Here is a 19,034-nt window from a genome sequence, read left to right as displayed (position 1 = left end):
CCCGATGAGTCCCTCCCTGACCCCCGCGACGCGCGAGCGTCTGCGCATCGCCATACAGAAGAGCGGGCGGCTCGCCGAGCCGGCGCGCACCCTGTTGGCCGCCTGTGGCCTGAGCTGGCGAGAAAGCCGCGACAAGCTGTTCTGCTATGGCGAATCGCTGCCGGTCGACCTGTTGCTGGTGCGCGACGACGACATCCCGGGCCTGATTGCCGACGGCGTCTGCGATTTCGGCATCGTCGGCCGCAACGAACTGGACGAACAGGCCGGCGAGCGTGCCTTGATCGGTTTGCCGCAGGCCTACCGAGAACTGCGTCCTCTGGGATTCGGCAGCTGCCGCCTGATGCTGGCGATTCCCGACAGCTGGGAATGGACCGGCCCCGGACAACTGCAAGGCCTGCGCATCGCCACGAGTTACCCGTCCGTCCTGCGCCAGTGGCTGCAGGCGCGGGGCATCGATGCCGCGGTGGTCGAGCTGTCCGGTTCGGTGGAGATCGCCCCGAAGCTGGGTACCGCGGACCTGATCTGCGACCTGGTGTCCAGCGGTGCCACGCTGGCCGCGAATCAGCTCAAACCGGTGGAAACGCTGCTGGACAGCGAGGCCGTCCTGGCCGGTCCTGCGCGCTCCTTCGATGACGCACGCGCCGGTCTGGCCGACATGCTGCTCCGCCGCCTGGATGGCGTACTGAAACTCAAGGACAGCAAACTGCTGATGTTCCGTGCCGAACGCGACATCGTGCCGGCGCTGGCGCGCCTGCTGACGGACAGCGATGGCGTGGTCGCGCTGCCGGGCAACGACGAAGGTCCGGTGTCGCTGCAGGCGATGTGCCATGGCGCGGTCACCTGGCAGCGGCTGGAAGAATTGCAGCGGGCTGGTGCGCAGGGGCTGATGGTGCTGTCGGTCGAGAGGTCGCTGGCATGAGCGCGTCGCCCGCTCCCCGTTACGACTGGACCGCGCTCGACGAAGCCGCACGCGAGGCATTGCTCGCACGTCCGGTGCAGACCGTGGCGCAGCGCACGCGCGATGCGGTCGCCGGCCTGCTGGCCGATGTGCGTACGCGCGGCGACGCGGCGCTGCGCGACGTGACTGCCCGTTTCGACGGGGTGGAACTGGCCAGCTTTGCCGTCAGCGACGAGGAATTCGCCGCCGCGCACACCGCGGTGTCCACGGAACTGCGCGAGGCGATGCTGGATGCGGCCCAGCGTATCGAGGCGTTCCACAAGGCCGGCATGGCGCAGCCGTATGCGGTGGAAACCGCACCGGGCGTGGTCTGCGAACGCGTCATCCGGCCGATCCCGCGCGTCGGCCTGTACGTGCCCGCAGGCACGGCGCCGCTACCGTCCACGGCGCTGATGCTGGGCGTGCCGGCGCGGCTGGCGGGCTGCCGCGAGGTCGTGCTGTGCACGCCGCCGCGCAAGGACGGTACCGCCGACCCCGCAGTGCTGGTCGCCGCGCAACTGACCGGCGTACGGCGCGTATTCAAGCTGGGCGGCGCGCAGGCGATCGCCGCGATGGCGTTCGGCACCGAGAGCGTGCCGGCGTGCGACAAGCTGTACGGGCCCGGCAACAGCTACGTCACCGAAGCCAAGCAGCAGGTGGCGCAAAGCGGCGCCGCTGCCATCGACATGCCGGCCGGACCGTCCGAGGTAGTGGTGATCGCCGATGCCGGCGCCGATGCCGCCTTCGTCGCGGCGGACCTGCTGTCGCAGGCCGAGCACGGCCCGGATTCGCAGGTGTTGTTGCTGAGCGACGACGATGCATTGATCGCGCGCGTGCAGGACGAGCTTGCGACGCAGCTCGCAGCCCTGGATCGCGCCGACATCGCACGGCAGGCACTGTCGGCATCTCGGCTGATCCGGGTCGCGACGCTGGACGACGCCTTCGCCATCAGCAACCGCTACGCACCGGAGCACCTGATCCTGGCGCTGCGCGAGCCGCGTGCGTGGCTCGAGCGCGTTGAAGCGGCGGGCTCGGTGTTCCTCGGCGACTACACGCCGGAAGCGTTGGGCGACTATTGCAGCGGCACCAACCACGTGTTGCCGACGGCAGGTGCCGCACGGGCCTACAGCGGCGTCAGCGTGGCGAGCTTCCAGAACTTCGTCAGCGTGCAGTCGGCGAGCCGTGCCGGCATCGGCGCCATCGGTGCCTGTGCGCTGACGCTGGCGCGGGCGGAAGGCCTGGATGCGCACGCCAATGCCGTTGCGCTGCGATTGGGCAGGGTGGCCGCATGAGCGCGTTGCTCTCATTGGTGCGCCCGGACCTGCGCGACTTCGCCGGCTACAAGTCGGCGCGCAGCGAAGCGCTGCGCGGCGACGTGTGGCTCAACGCGAACGAATCGGCCTGGTCTAATCCCGCCGACGGGGAAGGGCGCAGTCGCCGGTATCCCGATCCGCAACCGCCGGCCTTGCGTGCGCGCCTCGCCGGGCTTTACGGCGTCGCGCCTGAAGCGCTGCTGGTCGGTCGTGGCAGTGACGAAGCCATCGACCTGCTCGTGCGCGCGTTGTGCGTCCCGGGACAGGACGCGGTCGTGGTTACCCCGCCTGTGTTCGGCATGTACGCGGTCTGCGCGCGCCTGCAGGGCGCGCCGCTCGTCGACGTGCCGCTCGTGGACGATGCTGCCGGTTTCACTGCCGATCTGGACGCGATCCGCGGCGCCGCGCTGGCGCAGCGTGCCAAGCTGGTCTTCCTGTGTTCGCCTTCCAATCCCGCGGGCGCTTCCATTCCGCTCGACGGCATCGCCGCGCTCGCCCGTGCGCTGGAAGGCAAGGCGCTGGTGGTGGTGGACGAGGCCTACGGCGAGTTCGCCGATGGCCCGTCGGCGACAACGCTGCTGGCCACGCAATCGAACATCGCCGTGCTGCGGACGCTGTCCAAGGCGCACGCACTGGCCGCCGCGCGCATCGGCGTGGTGATCGGCGACGAAGCACTGATCGCCGTCCTGCAACGCTGCCAGGCCCCCTATCCGGTGCCCACGCCCTGTGCCGACCTGGCGTTGGCGGGACTGTCCGACGCGGCGCTGGCGCAGACGCGCGAACGGATCGCGCTGGTGCGCAGTGAGCGCAGTCGCCTGCATGAGGCGTTGGCGCGGTCGCCGGGCGTGCGTCGCGTCTATCCGTCGCAGGGCAACTATCTGCTGGCGCGTTTCGATGACGCCGAGCGCGCATTCCGGGCGCTGTTGTCCACCGGGGTGGTGGTCCGCGATCAGCGGGCGGCACCGCAGCTGGGTGACGCCCTGCGCATCACCATCGGCTCGCCGGCCCAGAACGACCGTGTGATCGCGGCCCTCAACGCCCGGGAGCAGGCGGCATGACGCCCATCCTTTTCATCGACCGTGACGGCACTCTGATCGAGGAGCCGGAAGACTTCCAGATCGATGCCTACGAGAAGCTGCGCTTCGTCGCAGGCGTCATCCCCGCGCTGCTGAAGCTGCGCGATGCGGGCTACCAGTTCGTGATGGTCAGCAACCAGGACGGCCTGGGTTCGGACCAGTACCCGCGTGCCGCGTTCGACGGTCCGCACAATCTGATGATGCAGGTCCTCGAAAGCCAGGGGATCGCGTTTCGCGACGTGCTGATCGACGAAAGCTGGCCGCATGAGAACAAGCCCACGCGCAAGCCCGGCATCGGTCTGGTCATCCCCTACCTGCAGGACCGCAGCATCGACTGGTCGCGCTCGGCGATGGTGGGCGACCGGCCGACCGACAACCAGTTCGCCGATAATCTGAAGATCCGCGCATTCCAGTTGAAGACCGTGCAATTCGGTGGCGACTGGGATTGGGCCGGCATCGCCCACGCACTGGCCGATGCGCCGCGCCGCGCCGTCGTCCAGCGCAACACCAAGGAAACGAAGATCCGCGTCGAGGTCGACCTGGATCGCGTCGCCGAGCCGGTGGCGAAGACCGGCCTGCCGTTCTTCGACCACATGCTGGAGCAGATCGGCAAGCATGGCGGCTTTGCCCTCGACGTGCGCGCCGACGGCGACCTGCACATCGACGAGCACCACACCGTCGAAGACACCGGCCTGGCGCTGGGCCAGGCGCTGAAGGAAGCACTGGGCGACAAGCGGGGCATCGGCCGCTACGGCTTCACCTTGCCGATGGACGAGACGCTGGCCAGTGCCGCACTGGATTTCAGTGGCCGACCCTACTTCGTCTTCGACGGCGAGTTCCGGCGCGAGCGGGTCGGCGACCTGCCGACCGAACTCGTGCCGCACTTCTTCCGCTCGCTGTGCGATGCGTCCGGCCTGAACCTCAACTTGAAGGTGCAGGGCGAGAACGACCACCACAAGGTCGAAGCCAGCTTCAAGGCACTGGCGCGCGCGTTGCGCCAGGCCATCAAGCGCGAAGGCGCGGAGCTGCCATCGACCAAGGGTGCGCTCTGATGCGCGTCGTACTCGTCGATGCCGGCGGCTCCAACATCGGCTCGGTGCGTTATGCCTTGCAGCGGCTGGGCGTCGAGGCAGAGCTGACCGGCGACGCCGCGGCGATCCGCGCCGCAGACCGGGTCATCCTGCCGGGCGTGGGAGCGGCGGCGATCTGCATGGCGCGCCTGCGCGAGCTGGACCTGGTCGACACGCTGCGCACGCTGGAGCGCCCGTTGCTCGGGGTCTGCGTCGGCGTGCAGCTGTTGTTCGCGCATTCTGAAGAAGACGACACGCCATGCCTGGGCCTGTTGCCGGGCCGTGTCCGCAAGCTGCCGGTACTGCCCGGCATCCGTGTGCCGCACATGGGCTGGAACACGCTGCAACGGCGCCGCGACAGCTCGCTGGTGGAAGGCATCGGGGACGGCGACCACGCGTACTTCGTCCATAGCTATGCGGCTCCGGTCGACGACGATTGCCTGTACAGCAGCGAGCACGGGCAGCGCTTCGCGGCGGTCGTGCAGCGCGGCCAGGTCGCCGGCGCCCAGTTCCATCCCGAACGGTCGGCCGGCGTCGGCGCGAGGCTGCTCAAGAACTTCATCGAGTATGGATTGCAATGACCGGTTTCACCGTTTACCCCGCCATCGACGTCCGCGACGGTCGCGTGGTGCGCCTCGCGCAGGGCGACTACGCGCGTGAAACCCGTTACGACGGCACGCCATTGGATGTGGCTGCCCGTTACGCGGCGCAAGGTGCCGATTGGCTGCATCTCGTCGATCTGGACGCGGCGCGCGCGGGCGGATACACGCTGGAGCCGCTGCTGCAGGAGATCGCGCGCACGACGTCGCTCCGCGTGCAGACGGGCGGCGGCGTGCGAGAGCGCGACGACGTGGCGAAGTTGCTCGACGCCGGAGCGCAGCGCGTGGTGATCGGTTCGCTGGCCGTTCGTGCGCCTGACACTGTGCTGGCATGGCTCGCCGAGTTCGGCAGCGAGCGCATCACCGTGGCGCTGGATACGCGGCGCGACGAGCGCGGCGTCTGGCGTCTTCCCGTGCATGGCTGGACGGAAACCGCCGCCGAAACACTGGATGCGCTCGCCACCCGCTATGCCGACGCCGGCCTGCGCCATCTGCTGTGCACCGACATCGCCCGCGACGGCATGCTGACCGGTCCCAATCTGGACCTGTATGCGCACCTGCGGCGCGTCGTGCCTGCACTGGCCGTACAGGCCTCCGGTGGCGTGAGCGCCGTCGCGGACATCAGCGGGGCACGCGAGGCCGGCTGCGCGGGCATCGTGCTCGGCCGCGCGTTGCTTGAAGGGCGCTTCGCGCTGCCGGAAGCGCTCGCATGCTGAGCCGGCGCATCATTCCCTGCCTGGACGTGCGCGAAGGTCGCGTGGTCAAGGGCGTGAAGTTCCGCGACCACGTCGACATGGGCGACATCGCCGAACTGGCGTTGCGCTATCGCGACGAAGGCGCCGACGAGCTGGTCTTCTACGACATCAGCGCCAGTCCCGAAGGCCGGTCTGTGGACTACGCCTGGATCGAACGCGTGTCGCGTCTGCTGGACATCCCGTTCTGCGTGGCCGGCGGCATCCGCGATGTGGAAACGGCGCGGCGCGTGCTGTACAGCGGGGCCGACAAGGTGTCGGTCAACACACCGGCGCTCGAACGACCGGCGCTGATCGGCGAACTGGCGCAGGCGTTCGGCGTGCAGTGCGTCGTGGTCGGCGTGGATTCCATCCTGGAAGCCGACGGCGAATGGCGCGTGCGTCGCTACACCGGCGATCCGTCGAAGATGCAGGGCGCCGGCTTGCGCACGCTGGATTGGGTGGTGCAGGCCCAGCGTCTGGGCGCCGGTGAGATCGTGTTGAACTGCATGGACCAGGACGGCGTGCGGCGGGGTTACGATCTTGCGCAGCTGCAGGCGGTCCGTGCGATCTGCGAGGTGCCGCTCGTCGCCTCGGGGGGCGCGGGTGAGGTGGATCATTTCGCCGATGTCTTCCAACAGGCGGACGTGGACGGCGCGTTGGCCGCAAGTGTCTTCCACAGCGGGCACATCGCGATTCCGGCGTTGAAGCGGGCATTGGCAGGGCAGGGCATCGAGGTGCGACGTGGCGACTGAATTCCGTGGGCAAGCGATCGATCCTGCACGGCTGGACTGGGCGAAGGGCGACGGCTTGCTGCCTGCCATCGTGCAGGATGCGACGACGCTGCGCGTGCTGATGCTGGGTTACATGAATCGCGAAGCGCTGGACGCGACGCTGACCAGTCGCCGGGTGACGTTCTTCAGTCGCAGCAAGCAACGCTTGTGGACCAAGGGCGAAAGCTCGGGCCACGTGCTGGACCTGGTCTCGGTGGACGTGGACTGTGACGACGACAGCCTGCTGGTGCTCGCGCATCCGCGCGGGCCGACCTGCCACCTGCAGCGCGCCAGCTGTTTCCCGGAAGCGCCCGGTGCGTTCCTCGCCGAGCTCGACACGGTGATCGCGCGGCGTGAGCGCGAGCGACCCGGCAACAGCTACACCACGCGCCTGTTCGACGCCGGCGTGCGCCGCATTGCGCAGAAAGTGGGCGAAGAGGGCGTGGAGACCGCGCTGGCGGCGGTCGCGCAGGATGACGCCGCGCTTCTCGGTGAGAGCGCCGACCTGCTGTACCACCTGACGGTCCTGCTGCGCGCCCGAGGCCTGTCGCTGGCCGATGCCGTCGCCGTGCTGCGCGAGCGCCACGCATCCGCCTGACGCAGGGCTGCGCTTCTGCGCACCTGCTGCCGCCAGCCGCGTGTGGGAGCGACGTGAGTCGCGGGCGTTCTCCTCGAGACACCACCGCAACCCCTGCAGCGGCGATGACCTTCTCGACGTGCGTCTCCTCCGCGAGGGCGTCGTCACGACTGCCGGGCTGCGCCATAATCCGGCGGTCGTTCTCGCTGGAACCACCGTGCGCGCCTCGCTGATCACGCTGCTGCTGGCCTGTCTGGCCGTCCCCGCCCACGCCTTGCCGCCGCCCTGCAGCGGAGGACAGGTGTTCGAGGACCGCAACGGCAACGGGGTCCGCGATCGAGGGGAGCCGGGCTTGCCCGGCATCAAGGTATCCAATGGCATCGATATCGCGACCAGCGACGCGCAGGGCGAGTACACCCTCGACTACGTGGACGGTCGCACCCTCTTCATCATCAAGCCGCCCGGCTACGACCTCGCGGTAGGACGGGATGGTCTGCCGGCCCGCTGGCGCAACCTGCAGTACCACGCCGGCCCCGCGTTGAAGTACGGCGGCATCCCGCAGCGCCAGCCCGATTGCACCCACTTCGCGCTGAGGCCGAAGGCGGCGGAACGCCGTGAACTCGACGTGCTGCTGTTCGCCGACAGTCAGACATCTTCCGTGAAGGATGTGGACTACTACTGGCGCGACATCGTGCAACCGCTCGTGGGGTCGCATGGCGCTGCCCTGGGCCTGACGCTGGGCGACGTGACCAACGACGACCTGTCGCTGTACCCGGAGATCCTGCGTACCACGATGAGCCTGCAGGTGCCGTGGCTGTTCATTCCGGGCAATCATGACCTCGATTTCGATGCGGCCACCGATGAAGAATCGCTGCGCACGTTCCGCCATCACCTGGGGCCGGACACCTTCGCGTGGGAGGAAGAGGCCGCGACCTTCATCGGCCTGGATGACGTGATCTACCAGCCGGGCAAGTCGCCTGCCTATGCCGGCGGGTTGCGCGAGGACCAGTTCGCCTTCCTGCAGGCCTACCTGCCCACGGTGCGGAAAGACCGGCTGCTGGTGATCGGGGTCCATATTCCGTTCTACGAGCCCGGTGCGCGCGGATTCCGCGCGGAGGACCGGGAGCGCCTGTTTGCGATGCTGAAGGACTTCCCGCACGTGCTGTTGCTCAGTGGGCACACCCATACGCAACGGCACTGGTATCACGACGCCTCCACCGGCTGGCAGGGCCTCCAACCGTTGCACGAGTACAACGTTGGTGCCGCCTGTGGTGCCTACTGGTCGGGCGTCAAGGATGCCGAGGGCATTCCCGACACCACGATGGCCGACGGCACGCCCAACGGCTACGCGCGGCTGCGCGTGCGCGCCGGCGGCGACTACGCGCTGTCGTGGCATCCCGCGCGCAGCCAAGACGACAGCGGCATCGGCCTGCACGCGCCACGCGTACTGCGGAAGGGCGCTTACCCCGCGTGGGGCGTGTTCGCCAACGTCTACATGGGCGATGCCGGGACCCGCGTGGAGTATCGCGTCGATGGCGGTGCGTGGAAGCCGATGAAACGCGTGGAGCAGCCCGATCCGCGCTTGCTGGCCGAGAACATGCGCGACGATGCGGCCGCCGCGCTGCGCGGCTTCGATCGCTCGCCCGAAGCCGAAGCATCCCAGCACCTGTGGCGGGGCGCGCTGCCCACCGACCTGGCCGAGGGCGAGCATGCCATCGAGGTGCGTGCGTTCGATCGTTGGCGCGGTGAACAGTCGGCGACGACGTCCTATCGGCTACAGGTCGGGGAGTCCTGACCGTGGCCGCCACGGAACTTCACATCGAGCATTTCGCGGATGCAACCGCGTGGGAACGCTGGCTGGCGCATCATTCGGACTCAACGGGCGTGTGGTTGAAGATCGCGAAGAAAGCGTCGGGCATCACCTCGGTGAGCTATGCGGAAGCGCTCGACGTGGCGCTCTGCCACGGGTGGATCGACGGGCAGAAGAAGGGATTCGACGCGCAGTTCTTCCTGCAGCGCTTCACGCCGCGGCGTGCGCGCAGCACGTGGTCGAAGATCAACGTCGCCAAGATCGAAGGCCTGGTTGCCGCGGGGCGGATGCGGCCGGCAGGCTTGCGCGAGGTCGAATCCGCCAAGGCCGATGGCCGCTGGGAGGCCGCCTACGATGGCGCGAAGTCGATGGACGTGCCCGACGAGCTCGCGAAGGCACTGGCGAAGAACCGCAAGGCCAAGGCCTTCTTCGACGCCCTCGACAAGACCAACCGGTACGCGGTGTGCTGGCGCGTGCAGACGGCGGTGAAGCCGGAGACCCGTCGCGCGCGCATCGAGAAGCTGGTCGCCATGCTCGCGCGCGGCGAGAAGATCCACGGGGCCTGAAATGGAAGCGCCTCCCGAAGGAGGCGTCCTGGAACCTGGCGGGCGAGCGGAGGCTGGCGGGCGAGGCTGACGTGGCTGGCTGGCGAAGGCTGGCGGGCGACGTGGCGCGCAGTCTAGGCAAATCGCTCGACGCGTGTAGAAACGCGAATCGCTCTCATCGAGCGTTGCGGCTGGCCCGCACGCTGAGCCAGGCGCCGGTCAGCAGCAGGGCGATCGCCACCGCCTGGATCCAGTGCGCCTGCGCGCGACCCGAGACGACCAGCAGCAGCGTCGACAACAGGGGCGCGAGATAGGAAAGACTGCCCAGCAACGCGATGTCGCCGCGCTTGGTGCCATGGTCCCAGAGCCAGAACGCGGCGCCTACCGGACCGACTCCCATCACCACCAGCACCGCCCACTGCGTGGCATCGGGAGCGACCGTGCGCTCGAACAGCAGGTGCGCGACGCCGCCCAGGATTGAAACCCCTGCGCAGGCCACGGTGATGGCGGCGGTCGGGACGTCGGCGAAGCGTCGGTTGAGGACGGAGTAGGCCGCCCAGATCACCGCTGCACTGAGCGCGGCGAGGTACCCGGGCACATGCGCAGGATCGACCTGCAGTCCCCGGCCGCGCGTCACCAGCAGCACGGCGGCGATCAGGCCGAGCAGCGTGCCCACCCATTGCCCGCCGCGCACCGCGACGCCGCCGAGCAGCCCGGCGAACACCACGATCAGCAGCGGCCACATGTAGTTCAGCAGGTTCGCTTCGACCGCGGGCGCGCGCTTCAGTGCGATGAAGTAGAGCGCGTGGTAACCGAACAGCGCCAGCGTTGACAGCGTCAGCGCCGCCCACGGTTGGCGCAGTTCAGCCCAGCCGGCACGTCCGCGTACTGCCGCGCGCACGAGCCCGAGGAAAGCCGCCACGCCGAAGCTGATCGCCAGCACCTGGAACGGCGGCAGCGCGCCTGTCGCCGTCGTCAGCACCGCCAGCGAAGCCCACAGCAGGATGGCCGCCAGCCCGATCAGCGTGGCCGTGCGTTGCGATGCCATGAGAGGGCTCAGTGCGGAAGTTCGATCGCGTCGAACGTGGTGGCGCGCGGATGGCCGTGCGCCGCATCGCCGTCGCGCGGAGCCGGGTAGTCCTCCAGGCGATCGATCAGGCGCGTCTGCAGGCCCGCGTCTCGCGCGGCATCGAGCTCTTCGACCACATCGGACAGGAACAGGATCCTCTCCGCCGGCACGCCGATGCGCTCGGCGATCGCGCGGTAGCTGCCGGCTTCGCGCTTGCCGCCGACTTCGGTATCGAACCATCCGGAGAACAGGGGCGTCAGATCGCCTGCATCGCTGTGGCCGAAGAACAACTTCTGCGCCGGCACCGAGCCCGACGAGTACACGTACAGCGGATAGCCCTGGGCGTACCACGCGCTGAGTGCGGGCGCGGCATCCGGATAGATGTGGGCGGTGAAGTCGGCATCGCGGTAGCCCGCTTCCCAGATCAGGCCCTGCAGCGCCTTCAGCGCGGTGTGCTTGCGGTCCTGGTCGATCCAGCCCTGCAGCGTCTCCACGATGACGTCATCGCTGCAGATGCTGCCGTGCTCGGTGGCCACCGCGTCCAGCCAGCGTCGCACCTCCGGCTCATCGCCGTGTTCGCGGACGAACCCGGGCAGGGCGCGTCGCGCGTAAGGGAACAGCACGTCCTTGACGAACGAGATGCTGCTCGTGGTGCCTTCGATGTCGGTGAGGATGGCGGAAACGGGCATGGTGCTTGGTCTGGCGGTCGGTGAGCGGGGCTCAGTGGCCCTGGGTCAGGCCTTCATAGCGCGGGAATGCCTGCGCGATGGTGGTGCCGGTGAAATGGCCGACCCAGCCATCCGGCTCGGTGAAGAAGCGGATCGCGACGAAGCGTGGCTCAGGCCCCATGTCGAACCAGTGCAGCGCGCCGTCGGGTACGGCGATCAGGTCGTCCTGCACGCACTCGATCTCGTAGACCTTGCCGTCCACGTGCAGCGTGAACAGGCCCGAGCCGGCCACGAAGAAGCGCACTTCGTCTTCCTTGTGGAAGTGCTCGTCGAGGAACTTCGCGCGCATCGCCTCGCGCTGCGGGTTGTCCGGCGCGATGCTGACCACGTCGACGGTCTTGAACCCGCGCTCGGCGACCAGGCGATCGATGTCGGCGCGATAGGCGTCCATCACGTCCTCTGGCGAGGCGCCAGGTTCGACCGCCTTGTTCGCCTTCCAGCGCTCGAAGACCACGCCGATCTTCTTCAGCTCGGTGGCGATGAAGTCGGGGTCGTAACTGGCGAACTCCGGGGTGGCCGGGTCGGATTCCTTGAAGATGCGCAGGCGGCTCATGGCGATGGCGTGAGGCGGCGAGGGGGGACGCTAAGGGTAGCAAACCCGGTCCGCTTGCCTTGTTGCGGAAACGGAACGCTGCGATAACCGGCGGTTATCAGCGCCGGCAGCCGAGCTTGCGCAGCTCCAGTTCGGCGGCGAACAGGAACTCGAAGGCTTCCAGGTGCCGGCGTGCTTCGGCCATGGTGCGGCCCCAGGCGTACAGGCCGTGGCCGTCGATCAGGTAGCCCCAGAGCGGCTGCTGATCGAGCAGGGCATCGACCTGGGCGGCCAGCGTCGGCATGTCCTGGGTGTTGGCGAACACCGGCACGTCGATCGCCATCTCGTGCGTCTGGTTGCCCTGGAACGCCTTCAGCAGTTCGAAGCCTTCCAGCCGGACGTGGCCGGCGCCGGCGAACAGCCTTGAAGCGACCGTCTGCACCAGCGAGTGCGTGTGGAGCACGCAGCCGATCTCCGGGTACCGGCGATAGAGCTGGGTGTGCAGCAGGGTTTCCGCCGACGGGCGGTGGTCGCTGCCGACGGCCTTGCCCTCGAAATCCACCACCATGATGTCGCCTTCCACCAGCCGGCCCTTGTCGCGGCCGGACACGGTGATGGCGGCATGGCGCTCGTCCAGGCGTTCGGAGAAGTTGCTGCTGGTCGCGGGCGTCCAGCCGAGCTGCGACAGCTCGCGCACGTTGCTGATGATCGAGTGCGCGCGCTCGCGCAGCTGGTCGGCGTCGTAGGGCAGGGTGCTCATGCGGGCAGTTTACCGCCAGCGGCTATCCGTCGCCCATCGGGCGTGGGCGCGCGAAGGTGCGATACACCGCGAGCGCCAGCAGGGCGACGACGACGCCACCCACCAGGGTCTTCACGGGCGTGGAATACACCAGCAGGCCGCACGCCAGCAGTGCGCCGATGCCGACGACGCGATCGCTCGCCGAAGCCGGGCGCGTCGGCGTGCCCCAGGCCAGGCTCAGGGAGGCGGCGACGTAGGCCATGACCACCAGCACCACCACCATGTTGATGATGGTTTCGAACTGGCCAGCGACGGTGGGCGATAAGGTGAAGAACGCCAGCACGGTCATCGACACCGTGACGAGGAAGAGGCCCCAGCCGGCCGCGCCATTGGCGCGCAGGCGGCCGAAGACCGGGGGCAGGAACCCGCGCTGCGCCGCACGGGCGCCGGATTCGCCGGTCACCAGCATCCAGCCGCCCAGCGTGCCCGTCGCCTTGATCGCGGCCGCGGCGGCGATCACCGGGATGGCCCAGTCGCCGAACATGCGACCGGCGACCAGCGCGAACGGCGCACCGGAATCCGCCAACTCCGCAGCAGGCACGATACCCATCATCAGCACGGACGAAGTGAGATACACGGCGCCCGCGATCACGATGCCGCCGAGGGTCGCGATCGGCACGTTGCGCGCGGGGTCGCGCACGACGCCGGCCACCATCGCGCCGGTTTCCAGCCCGACAAAGGCCCAGAAGATGGGCGCCAGCGACGAAAGGACGACATGCGCATCCGAAGTGCCGGAGACATTCCAGGCGTCGCGATAGAGTGCGGTGTCGAAACTGCCCCAGCCCCAGATGAGGATGGCGGCCACCGGCAGCAGGCCGAGGACGACGCAGAGGGACTGGAAGCGCGCGATGGCGCGCGGGCCGAACAGGTTCAGGGCGAACATCAGCCAGATCAGCGCGACTTGCCCGATCACGCGCGTGGCGGCCCCGTCCTCGACAGGCAGCAGCAGCGCCAGGTAGCCGAAAGCCGCGACCGCGATGGCGTTGTTGCCGATCCAGGACGAGATCCAGTACAGCGTGGCTGCCAGGAATCCCATGTCGCGACCCAGCGCGGGGCGGACGTAGTCATCCGGGCAATCGAGCTTGGGGTAATCGCGTACCAGCCGCGCGAAGGTGGCGCCGAGCAGCACGGCCAGCAGCGTGGCGAGCAGCCAGCTCAGCGCGGTGACGCCGCCGGAGCGCGCAAGCGTGGCGGGCAGCAGGAAGAAGCCTGACCCGATCATGTTGTTGGCGACCGCGAAGGTCGCCAGGACCGGACCGATCTTGCGGGGCGTGGTGTCGGACATGGGCAGGCGAAAGAAGAGAGGTATCGGACCCTGAAACGGAGAATGGCGCGTTTCCGCGCCATTCTCGGGCTTTACCGCCGGGTACCCTGGATCAGGGGCCGGCGTTCGGGCCTTCCTGCACCAGCGGGTCGGCCTCGAGCTTGTCGCCGTGGCCGTGCAGCAGGTGCTCGTTGCCGGGCGCCAGGTGGCTGCGGCGACGCGCATAGCCGAAGTACACGATCAGGCCGACGATGGCCCACACGCAGAAGAACTTGATGGTCGGGTTCCAGCCCAGGCTGAAGAACAGCAGGGCGCTGCCGAACACCGCCAGCGGACCGACGATCCAGATCATCGGGGTCTTGAACGGACGTGCGCGGCCCGGCTCGGTCCGGCGCAGCACCATCACACCGACGGCGACGGCGGCGAAGGCGAACAGGGTGCCGGCATTGGAGATGTCCGCCAGGATGTCGACCGGAAACAGCGCGGCGAAGAACGCCACGAAGATACCGGTGATCCAGGTGATGACGTGCGGGGTCTTGTACTTCGGGTGCACCGAAGCCAGCTTGTCCGGCAGCAGGCCGTCGCGCGACATGGTGAACAGGATGCGGGTCTGGCCGAACATCATCATCAGCACGACCGACGGCAGCGCCAGGATGGCAGCGAAGCCCACGGCGTCGCCCCACCACGAATAACCGATCTCGCGTAGCACGAACGCCAGCGGCTCCTTGCTGCCGGACAGCGGGCCACCCGGTTGGGCGCCCATCGAGCCGATCGCCGTATAGGCCACCAACAGATAGATCACCGTGCAGACGGCGAGCGAACCGATCAGGCCGATCGGGATGTTGCGGTTCGGATTCTTGGTTTCCTCGGCCGCCGTGGAGACGGCATCGAAACCCACGTAGGCGAAGAAGATCGACGCCGCGGCGCCGAGCACGCCGACGCCGGACAGCGGGGTGCCCCAGCCGTTCGGCAGCATCGGTTCGAAGTTGGCGCTCTGCACCTGCGGGAAGGCCAGGGCGATGAAGGCCATCAGTGCGACGATCTTGATGGCCACCAGCACAGCGGTGACCTTCGCCGATTTGCTGGTGCCCAGCACGAGCAGCCACGTCACCAGCAGCGCCAGCAGGAAGGCGATCAGGTTGAAGCCGCCCTTGTGGGTCACGCCGTCCACCATGTGGATCACGGCGCCCTGGTCCTTGACGTGTTCGACCCAGAACGGCCCCGCTGTCAGGACATCGGGCAACCCGACCCCATGGTGGGCGAGGAAGCCGTTCGCGTAACCGGACCATCCCACGGAGACGGCGCCGGCGGCGACCGCATACTCCAGGATCAGCGCCCAGCCGACCATCCAGGCCAGGACTTCGCCCAGGACAGCGTAGGAATAGGTGTAGGCCGAGCCCGAGACCGGGACCATGGCCGCGATTTCGGAGTAGATCAGTGCCGTCAGGGCGCAGACCGCGCCGGCGATGATGAAGCTGTACATCATGCCCGGGCCGGCCTTGTTGGCCGCCACCGCAGTCAGCACGAAGATGCCGGTGCCGATCACGGCGCCGATACCCAGCATGGTCAGATCGAAGGCGCCCAATTGGCGGGAAAGCGAGCGTTTGGCGGCGGTCTGGAGAATCAGGTCAAGCGGCTTTCGGCGCTGAAACAGCATCAGGTTCGTCCCCGGGGTCTGGCGGCTGGCGGGACCGGGGCGACAACACAGCCACGGTCAATATTTCCGGAACATTACCCGCATTGGCTTCGGTGACACAAGCAACCTTCACGCGGCGATAATGCCGCTCCCCTGTTCATTATTGCAGTCGCCATGGCGCCGATTCCGGTCCGCTTTTCCTCTCTATCGGCGCAATTGCAGGCCTATCGCCAGCGCTGGCCGCATGAAACCGCCGTGGTGGACCAGTTCCTCGAACTGCTGGCGGATCCCTCCGATCCCTCCTCCCGCGACAGGCTGGAAGGCCACCTGACCGGCGGCGCCTGGCTGGTCAGCGCCGATGGGCGGCGGACCCTGCTGACGCACCATCGCAAGCTCGGGCGCTGGTTGCAGCTGGGTGGACACGCCGATGGCGACATCGACATGGCCCAGGTCGCGCTGAAGGAGGCCGAAGAGGAATCAGGCCTCGTGGATCTCAGCGTGGAGGGCGGCATCTTCGACCTGGACCGGCACTGGATCCCGGAACGCAAGGACGTCCCGGGCCACTGGCACTACGACGTGCGCTATGTCGTGCGTGCCGGCGGCAGCGAAGATTACGTCGTCAGCGAGGAATCGCTGGACCTGGCCTGGCGCGAAGTCGCGCCCATCGCCGACGAGCCCGATGAATCGCTCAGCCGCATGGCCCGCAAGTGGCTGGCGCGCGACGCGGGGTGAGCGTCAGTACAGCACGCGCACGCGCAGCGTGCCCGGGATGGCCGCCATCGCCTCGCGCAGGCTGGTGGTCTGCTCTTCGTCGGCGGTGACATCGATGACCACGTAACCGACCTTGGGGTCGGTGCGCAGGAACTGGCCGTCGATGTTGATGCCACGGTCGCGGAAGATGTCGTTGATCTGCGACAGCACGCCCGGCACGTTGCGGTGGATGTGCATGATGCGGCGGCTGCCGTCGTGGCCGGGCAGGGTGACCTCGGGGAAGTTCACCGCCGACAGCGTGCTGCCGTTGTCGCTGTAGCGGACCAGCTTGGCGGCCACTTCGATGCCGATGTTGTCCTGCGCTTCCAGCGTGGAACCGCCGACGTGCGGTGTCAGGATGACGTTGTCCAGCCCGCGCAACGGCGATTCGAACGACTCCGCGTTGCCCTTGGGCTCCACCGGGAACACGTCCACCGCCGCGCCGCCGACCTGGCCGGACTTCAGGGCGTCCGCCAACGCGTCGATGTCGACCACGGTGCCGCGCGAGGCGTTGATCAGGTGCGCGCCGCGCTTCATCTTCGCGATCTGCGCCGCACCGAACATGTCCTTGGTCGCCGCCGTTTCCGGCACGTGCAGGGTCACCACGTCGCTCAGTGCCAGCAGGTCGTCCAGGCTGATCGCAGGGCGCGCATTGCCGAGCGAGAGCTTGGTCTCGATGTCGTGGAAGAGCACGTGCATGCCCAGCGACTCGGCGAGCACGCCGACCTGGGTGCCGATATGGCCGTAGCCGATGATGCCGAGGGTCTTGCCGCGCACTTCGTGGCTGCCTGCGGCGGACTTGCTCCAGCCGCCGCGATGGCATTCGGCGTTCTTCTGCGGAATGCCGCGCATCAGCAGGATGGCCTGCGCGATGACCAGCTCGGCCACGCTGCGGGTGTTGGAGTAGGGCGCATTGAAGACCGGGATGCCGGCCAGTTCGGCGGCTTCCAGGTCGACCTGGTTGGTGCCGATGCAGAAGCAGCCCACCGCGATCAACCGGCGCGCCTGCGCCAGGACGTCTTCGGTGAGGTGGGTGCGCGAACGGATGCCGACGATGTGCGCCTCGGCGATGCGCTGCTTGAGTTCGGCTTCCGGCAGCGATTTCTCGTGGAACTCGATCTGCGAATAGCCCGCCGCGCGGAAGGTCTCCACCGCAGTCGGGCTGACCCCCTCCAGCAACAGCACGCGGATGTCCTGCTTCGGGTACGAGGTCTTCTTGTTCGACATTGCGGGAAGGTCGCAAACGGGGGAGGGAAAGGGTCGTCACTATGCCAGATGCACGCCCCCGATGCTGCAGCGCGGAATGGAATGCTCGGTTGCTGCTTTTCCGTCTTGGTTGCCCCTGAAACGAACCTTGCGTCGGCTGGACGCAGCGCAGCATCGCTGGCACCCTGAGCGCCCCCGAAGATCCACCCATGCAATGAGCGATCCGCGCCTGCAAGCCCTGCTCGACGCCGCCCCCGGGTTGCGCCTGAAGACCGATCCCGCCGACCTCGAACACTACGGCCGCGACTGGACCCGGCGCTGGACGCCCGCTCCGCTGGCCATCGCCTTGCCGGCCACTGTCGAGGAAGTGCAGGCCATCGTGCAGTGGGCCAACACGCATCGCGTCGCCGTCGTGCCCTCGGGCGGTCGCACCGGCCTGTCCGGCGGTGCTGTCGCGGCGAACGGGGAACTGGTGCTCAGCCTGGAGCGCATGAACCAGGCGCTCGATTTCAACGCCGTGGACCGCACGCTCACCGTGCAGGCCGGCATGCCGCTGGAAGCCCTGCACAACGCGGCGCGCGACCATGGCCTGGTGTATCCGGTGGATTTCGCCGCGCGTGGCTCCTGCGCCATCGGCGGCAACATCGCCACCAATGCCGGCGGCATCCGGGTGATCCGCTACGGCAACACGCGCGAATGGATCGCGGGCCTCAAAGTGGTCACCGGCGCCGGCGACGTACTGGAGCTCAACAAGGCGCTCATCAAGAATTCGAGCGGCTACGACCTGCGGCATCTGTTCATCGGATCCGAGGGCACGCTGGGCGTGGTGGTCGAAGCGACCGTCCGCCTGACCGATCCGCCACCGCCGACCAACGTCATGCTGCTGGCGCTACCGTCGTTCGAGGTGTTGATGCAGGTCTTCGCGGCGTTCCGCGAGCGCCTTCAGCTGGAAGCCTTCGAATTCTTCACCGACCGCGCGCTGGAGCACGTGCTGTCGCATGGCGCGCAGAAGCCCTTCGACGAGGTGCATCCGTACTACGTGGTCACCGAGTTCGCCATCGGCGACGACGCGAAGGAAGCTGCCGCGATGGCCGCCTTCGAGGCCTGCATGGAGCAGGGCTGGGTCAGCGATGGCGTGATCAGCCAGTCCGATGCGCAGGCCGCGCAGCTGTGGCGCCTGCGCGAAGGCATCACCGAAGCGCTGGCGCGCTACAAGCCTTACAAGAACGACGTGTCGGTGCGCATTTCCGCCATGCCGGCCTTCCTCGCCGAGACCCAGGCCTTGCTGGGCGAGGCCTATCCGCAATTCGACGTGGTCTGGTTCGGCCACATCGGCGACGGCAACCTGCACATCAACGTGCTGAAGCCCGACGATGTGGGCGATGCCGACTTCGTCACCCAGTGCGAGCAGGTGACCAAGCTGCTGGCCGCTTCGCTGCAGCGTCATCGCGGCAGTATCTCGGCCGAGCACGGCATCGGCCTGGTGAAGAAGGGCTATCTGGAAAGCACGCGCAGCCCGGAAGAAATCGCGGTGATGCGCGGCGTGAAGCGTGTGCTGGACCCCAATGGCCTGATGAATCCCGGCAAGCTGTTCGACACGCAAGAGTGATGCGGGTTCA

Annotated in this window: 19 protein-coding genes; 12 read left to right on the top strand and 7 right to left on the bottom strand. The window is 68.0% G+C overall.

Annotated features, from left to right (window positions below; all coding sequences use genetic code 11):
• Positions 1-4 precede the first annotated feature (4 nt).
• The 10 genes from hisG (at position 5) to ASD72_RS13665 (ending at position 9,452) form a co-directional block, all read left to right on the top strand.
• Positions 5-919, top strand: a complete 915-nt coding sequence (gene hisG / locus ASD72_RS13710; RefSeq protein ID WP_056880509.1) for an ATP phosphoribosyltransferase — start codon at positions 5-7, stop codon at positions 917-919.
• Entirely contained in the window at positions 916-2,229 is a 1,314-nt protein-coding gene (gene hisD, locus ASD72_RS13705; RefSeq protein WP_056880508.1) for a histidinol dehydrogenase, read from the top strand. The genes hisG and hisD overlap by 4 nt, the downstream gene beginning before the upstream one ends.
• Positions 2,226-3,308 carry a histidinol-phosphate transaminase gene (gene hisC, locus ASD72_RS13700; protein ID WP_056880507.1) on the top strand — a complete coding sequence of 361 codons (1,083 nt, stop codon included), beginning with the start codon at positions 2,226-2,228 and terminating at the stop codon, positions 3,306-3,308. Before hisD ends, hisC begins: the two co-directional genes overlap by 4 nt.
• Positions 3,305-4,378: a bifunctional histidinol-phosphatase/imidazoleglycerol-phosphate dehydratase HisB gene (gene hisB, locus ASD72_RS13695; protein ID WP_056880506.1), complete on the top strand. Its 1,074-nt coding sequence runs from the start codon at positions 3,305-3,307 to the stop codon at positions 4,376-4,378. The genes hisC and hisB overlap by 4 nt, the downstream gene beginning before the upstream one ends.
• The gene (gene hisH, locus ASD72_RS13690; protein WP_056880505.1) at positions 4,378-4,977 is read left to right on the top strand and encodes an imidazole glycerol phosphate synthase subunit HisH; all 600 of its coding nucleotides are present in this window, start codon (positions 4,378-4,380) and stop codon (positions 4,975-4,977) included. The genes hisB and hisH overlap by 1 nt, the downstream gene beginning before the upstream one ends.
• On the top strand, positions 4,974-5,711 hold the full coding sequence (gene hisA / locus ASD72_RS13685; RefSeq protein WP_056880504.1) for a 1-(5-phosphoribosyl)-5-[(5-phosphoribosylamino)methylideneamino]imidazole-4-carboxamide isomerase: 738 nt from the start codon (positions 4,974-4,976) through the stop codon (positions 5,709-5,711). Before hisH ends, hisA begins: the two co-directional genes overlap by 4 nt.
• Positions 5,705-6,481, top strand: coding sequence for an imidazole glycerol phosphate synthase subunit HisF (gene hisF / locus ASD72_RS13680; protein ID WP_056880503.1), 777 nt, complete (start codon positions 5,705-5,707; stop codon positions 6,479-6,481). The genes hisA and hisF overlap by 7 nt, the downstream gene beginning before the upstream one ends.
• Positions 6,471-7,097 (top strand): bifunctional phosphoribosyl-AMP cyclohydrolase/phosphoribosyl-ATP diphosphatase HisIE, encoded by a 627-nt coding sequence (gene hisIE, locus ASD72_RS13675; protein WP_056880502.1) that lies wholly within the window; start codon positions 6,471-6,473, stop codon positions 7,095-7,097. Before hisF ends, hisIE begins: the two co-directional genes overlap by 11 nt.
• 118 nt (positions 7,098-7,215) lie before the next feature.
• A complete protein-coding gene (locus tag ASD72_RS13670; RefSeq protein WP_235578012.1) occupies positions 7,216-8,871 on the top strand; it encodes a calcineurin-like phosphoesterase family protein in 1,656 nt (551 codons plus the stop codon).
• Positions 8,872-8,873: 2 nt separating this feature from the next.
• Positions 8,874-9,452 carry a YdeI/OmpD-associated family protein gene (locus ASD72_RS13665; protein ID WP_081420340.1) on the top strand — a complete coding sequence of 193 codons (579 nt, stop codon included), beginning with the start codon at positions 8,874-8,876 and terminating at the stop codon, positions 9,450-9,452.
• Positions 9,453-9,606: 154 nt separating this feature from the next.
• On the opposite strand, the gene ASD72_RS13660 is transcribed toward ASD72_RS13665, so the two are convergent.
• From ASD72_RS13660 to ASD72_RS13635, 6 genes are all read right to left on the bottom strand, one after another.
• The gene (locus ASD72_RS13660) at positions 9,607-10,479 is read right to left on the bottom strand and encodes a DMT family transporter (protein WP_056880500.1); all 873 of its coding nucleotides are present in this window, start codon (positions 10,477-10,479) and stop codon (positions 9,607-9,609) included.
• An 8-nt stretch (positions 10,480-10,487) separates the two neighbouring features.
• Entirely contained in the window at positions 10,488-11,189 is a 702-nt protein-coding gene (mtnC, locus tag ASD72_RS13655; protein WP_056880499.1) for an acireductone synthase, read from the bottom strand.
• Positions 11,190-11,220: 31 nt separating this feature from the next.
• Positions 11,221-11,781 (bottom strand): acireductone dioxygenase, encoded by a 561-nt coding sequence (locus tag ASD72_RS13650; protein ID WP_056880498.1) that lies wholly within the window; start codon positions 11,779-11,781, stop codon positions 11,221-11,223.
• Between the two features lie 97 nt (positions 11,782-11,878).
• Positions 11,879-12,520, bottom strand: coding sequence for a methylthioribulose 1-phosphate dehydratase (locus ASD72_RS13645; protein ID WP_056880497.1), 642 nt, complete (start codon positions 12,518-12,520; stop codon positions 11,879-11,881).
• Positions 12,521-12,542: 22 nt separating this feature from the next.
• Complete coding sequence (locus ASD72_RS13640; protein ID WP_056880496.1) at positions 12,543-13,844, bottom strand: amino acid permease; 1,302 nt, start codon at positions 13,842-13,844, stop codon at positions 12,543-12,545.
• 91 nt (positions 13,845-13,935) lie between these two features.
• Entirely contained in the window at positions 13,936-15,480 is a 1,545-nt protein-coding gene (locus ASD72_RS13635; protein WP_056880495.1) for an amino acid permease, read from the bottom strand.
• Positions 15,481-15,633: 153 nt separating this feature from the next.
• Here ASD72_RS13635 and ASD72_RS13630 point away from each other — a divergent pair, with 153 nt between their 5' ends.
• Complete coding sequence (locus ASD72_RS13630) at positions 15,634-16,191, top strand: NUDIX hydrolase (RefSeq protein WP_056880494.1); 558 nt, start codon at positions 15,634-15,636, stop codon at positions 16,189-16,191.
• A 3-nt stretch (positions 16,192-16,194) separates the two neighbouring features.
• Here the strand turns inward: ASD72_RS13630 and serA are convergent, their stop codons facing one another.
• A complete protein-coding gene (gene serA, locus ASD72_RS13625) occupies positions 16,195-17,436 on the bottom strand; it encodes a phosphoglycerate dehydrogenase (protein WP_056880493.1) in 1,242 nt (413 codons plus the stop codon).
• Positions 17,437-17,629: 193 nt separating this feature from the next.
• Here serA and ASD72_RS13620 point away from each other — a divergent pair, with 193 nt between their 5' ends.
• Entirely contained in the window at positions 17,630-19,024 is a 1,395-nt protein-coding gene (locus ASD72_RS13620; RefSeq protein WP_056880492.1) for an FAD-binding oxidoreductase, read from the top strand.
• The last annotated feature ends 10 nt before the right edge of the window (positions 19,025-19,034 follow it).

The organism is Pseudoxanthomonas sp. Root630 (assembly GCF_001427585.1).
Classification (GTDB): Bacteria; Pseudomonadota; Gammaproteobacteria; order Xanthomonadales; family Xanthomonadaceae; genus Pseudoxanthomonas_A.
Note: the sequence above shows the minus strand (reverse complement) of the source record. Positions and strands in the feature narration are given on the sequence as shown.

Coding starts and splice junctions, on each gene's coding strand:
- hisB (WP_056880506.1), top strand. CDS start 3,305: ATGACGCCCATCCTTTTCATCGACCGTGACGGCACTCTGATCGAGGAG.
- ASD72_RS13645 (WP_056880497.1), bottom strand. CDS start 12,520: ATGAGCACCCTGCCCTACGACGCCGACCAGCTGCGCGAGCGCGCGCAC.
- ASD72_RS13630 (WP_056880494.1), top strand. CDS start 15,634: ATGGCGCCGATTCCGGTCCGCTTTTCCTCTCTATCGGCGCAATTGCAG.
- hisH (WP_056880505.1), top strand. CDS start 4,378: ATGCGCGTCGTACTCGTCGATGCCGGCGGCTCCAACATCGGCTCGGTG.
- hisA (WP_056880504.1), top strand. CDS start 4,974: ATGACCGGTTTCACCGTTTACCCCGCCATCGACGTCCGCGACGGTCGC.
- ASD72_RS13635 (WP_056880495.1), bottom strand. CDS start 15,480: ATGCTGTTTCAGCGCCGAAAGCCGCTTGACCTGATTCTCCAGACCGCC.
- hisF (WP_056880503.1), top strand. CDS start 5,705: ATGCTGAGCCGGCGCATCATTCCCTGCCTGGACGTGCGCGAAGGTCGC.
- ASD72_RS13620 (WP_056880492.1), top strand. CDS start 17,630: ATGAGCGATCCGCGCCTGCAAGCCCTGCTCGACGCCGCCCCCGGGTTG.
- hisD (WP_056880508.1), top strand. CDS start 916: ATGAGCGCGTCGCCCGCTCCCCGTTACGACTGGACCGCGCTCGACGAA.
- ASD72_RS13650 (WP_056880498.1), bottom strand. CDS start 11,781: ATGAGCCGCCTGCGCATCTTCAAGGAATCCGACCCGGCCACCCCGGAG.
- ASD72_RS13660 (WP_056880500.1), bottom strand. CDS start 10,479: ATGGCATCGCAACGCACGGCCACGCTGATCGGGCTGGCGGCCATCCTG.
- hisC (WP_056880507.1), top strand. CDS start 2,226: ATGAGCGCGTTGCTCTCATTGGTGCGCCCGGACCTGCGCGACTTCGCC.
- mtnC (WP_056880499.1), bottom strand. CDS start 11,189: ATGCCCGTTTCCGCCATCCTCACCGACATCGAAGGCACCACGAGCAGC.
- serA (WP_056880493.1), bottom strand. CDS start 17,436: ATGTCGAACAAGAAGACCTCGTACCCGAAGCAGGACATCCGCGTGCTG.
- hisG (WP_056880509.1), top strand. CDS start 5: ATGAGTCCCTCCCTGACCCCCGCGACGCGCGAGCGTCTGCGCATCGCC.
- ASD72_RS13640 (WP_056880496.1), bottom strand. CDS start 13,844: ATGTCCGACACCACGCCCCGCAAGATCGGTCCGGTCCTGGCGACCTTC.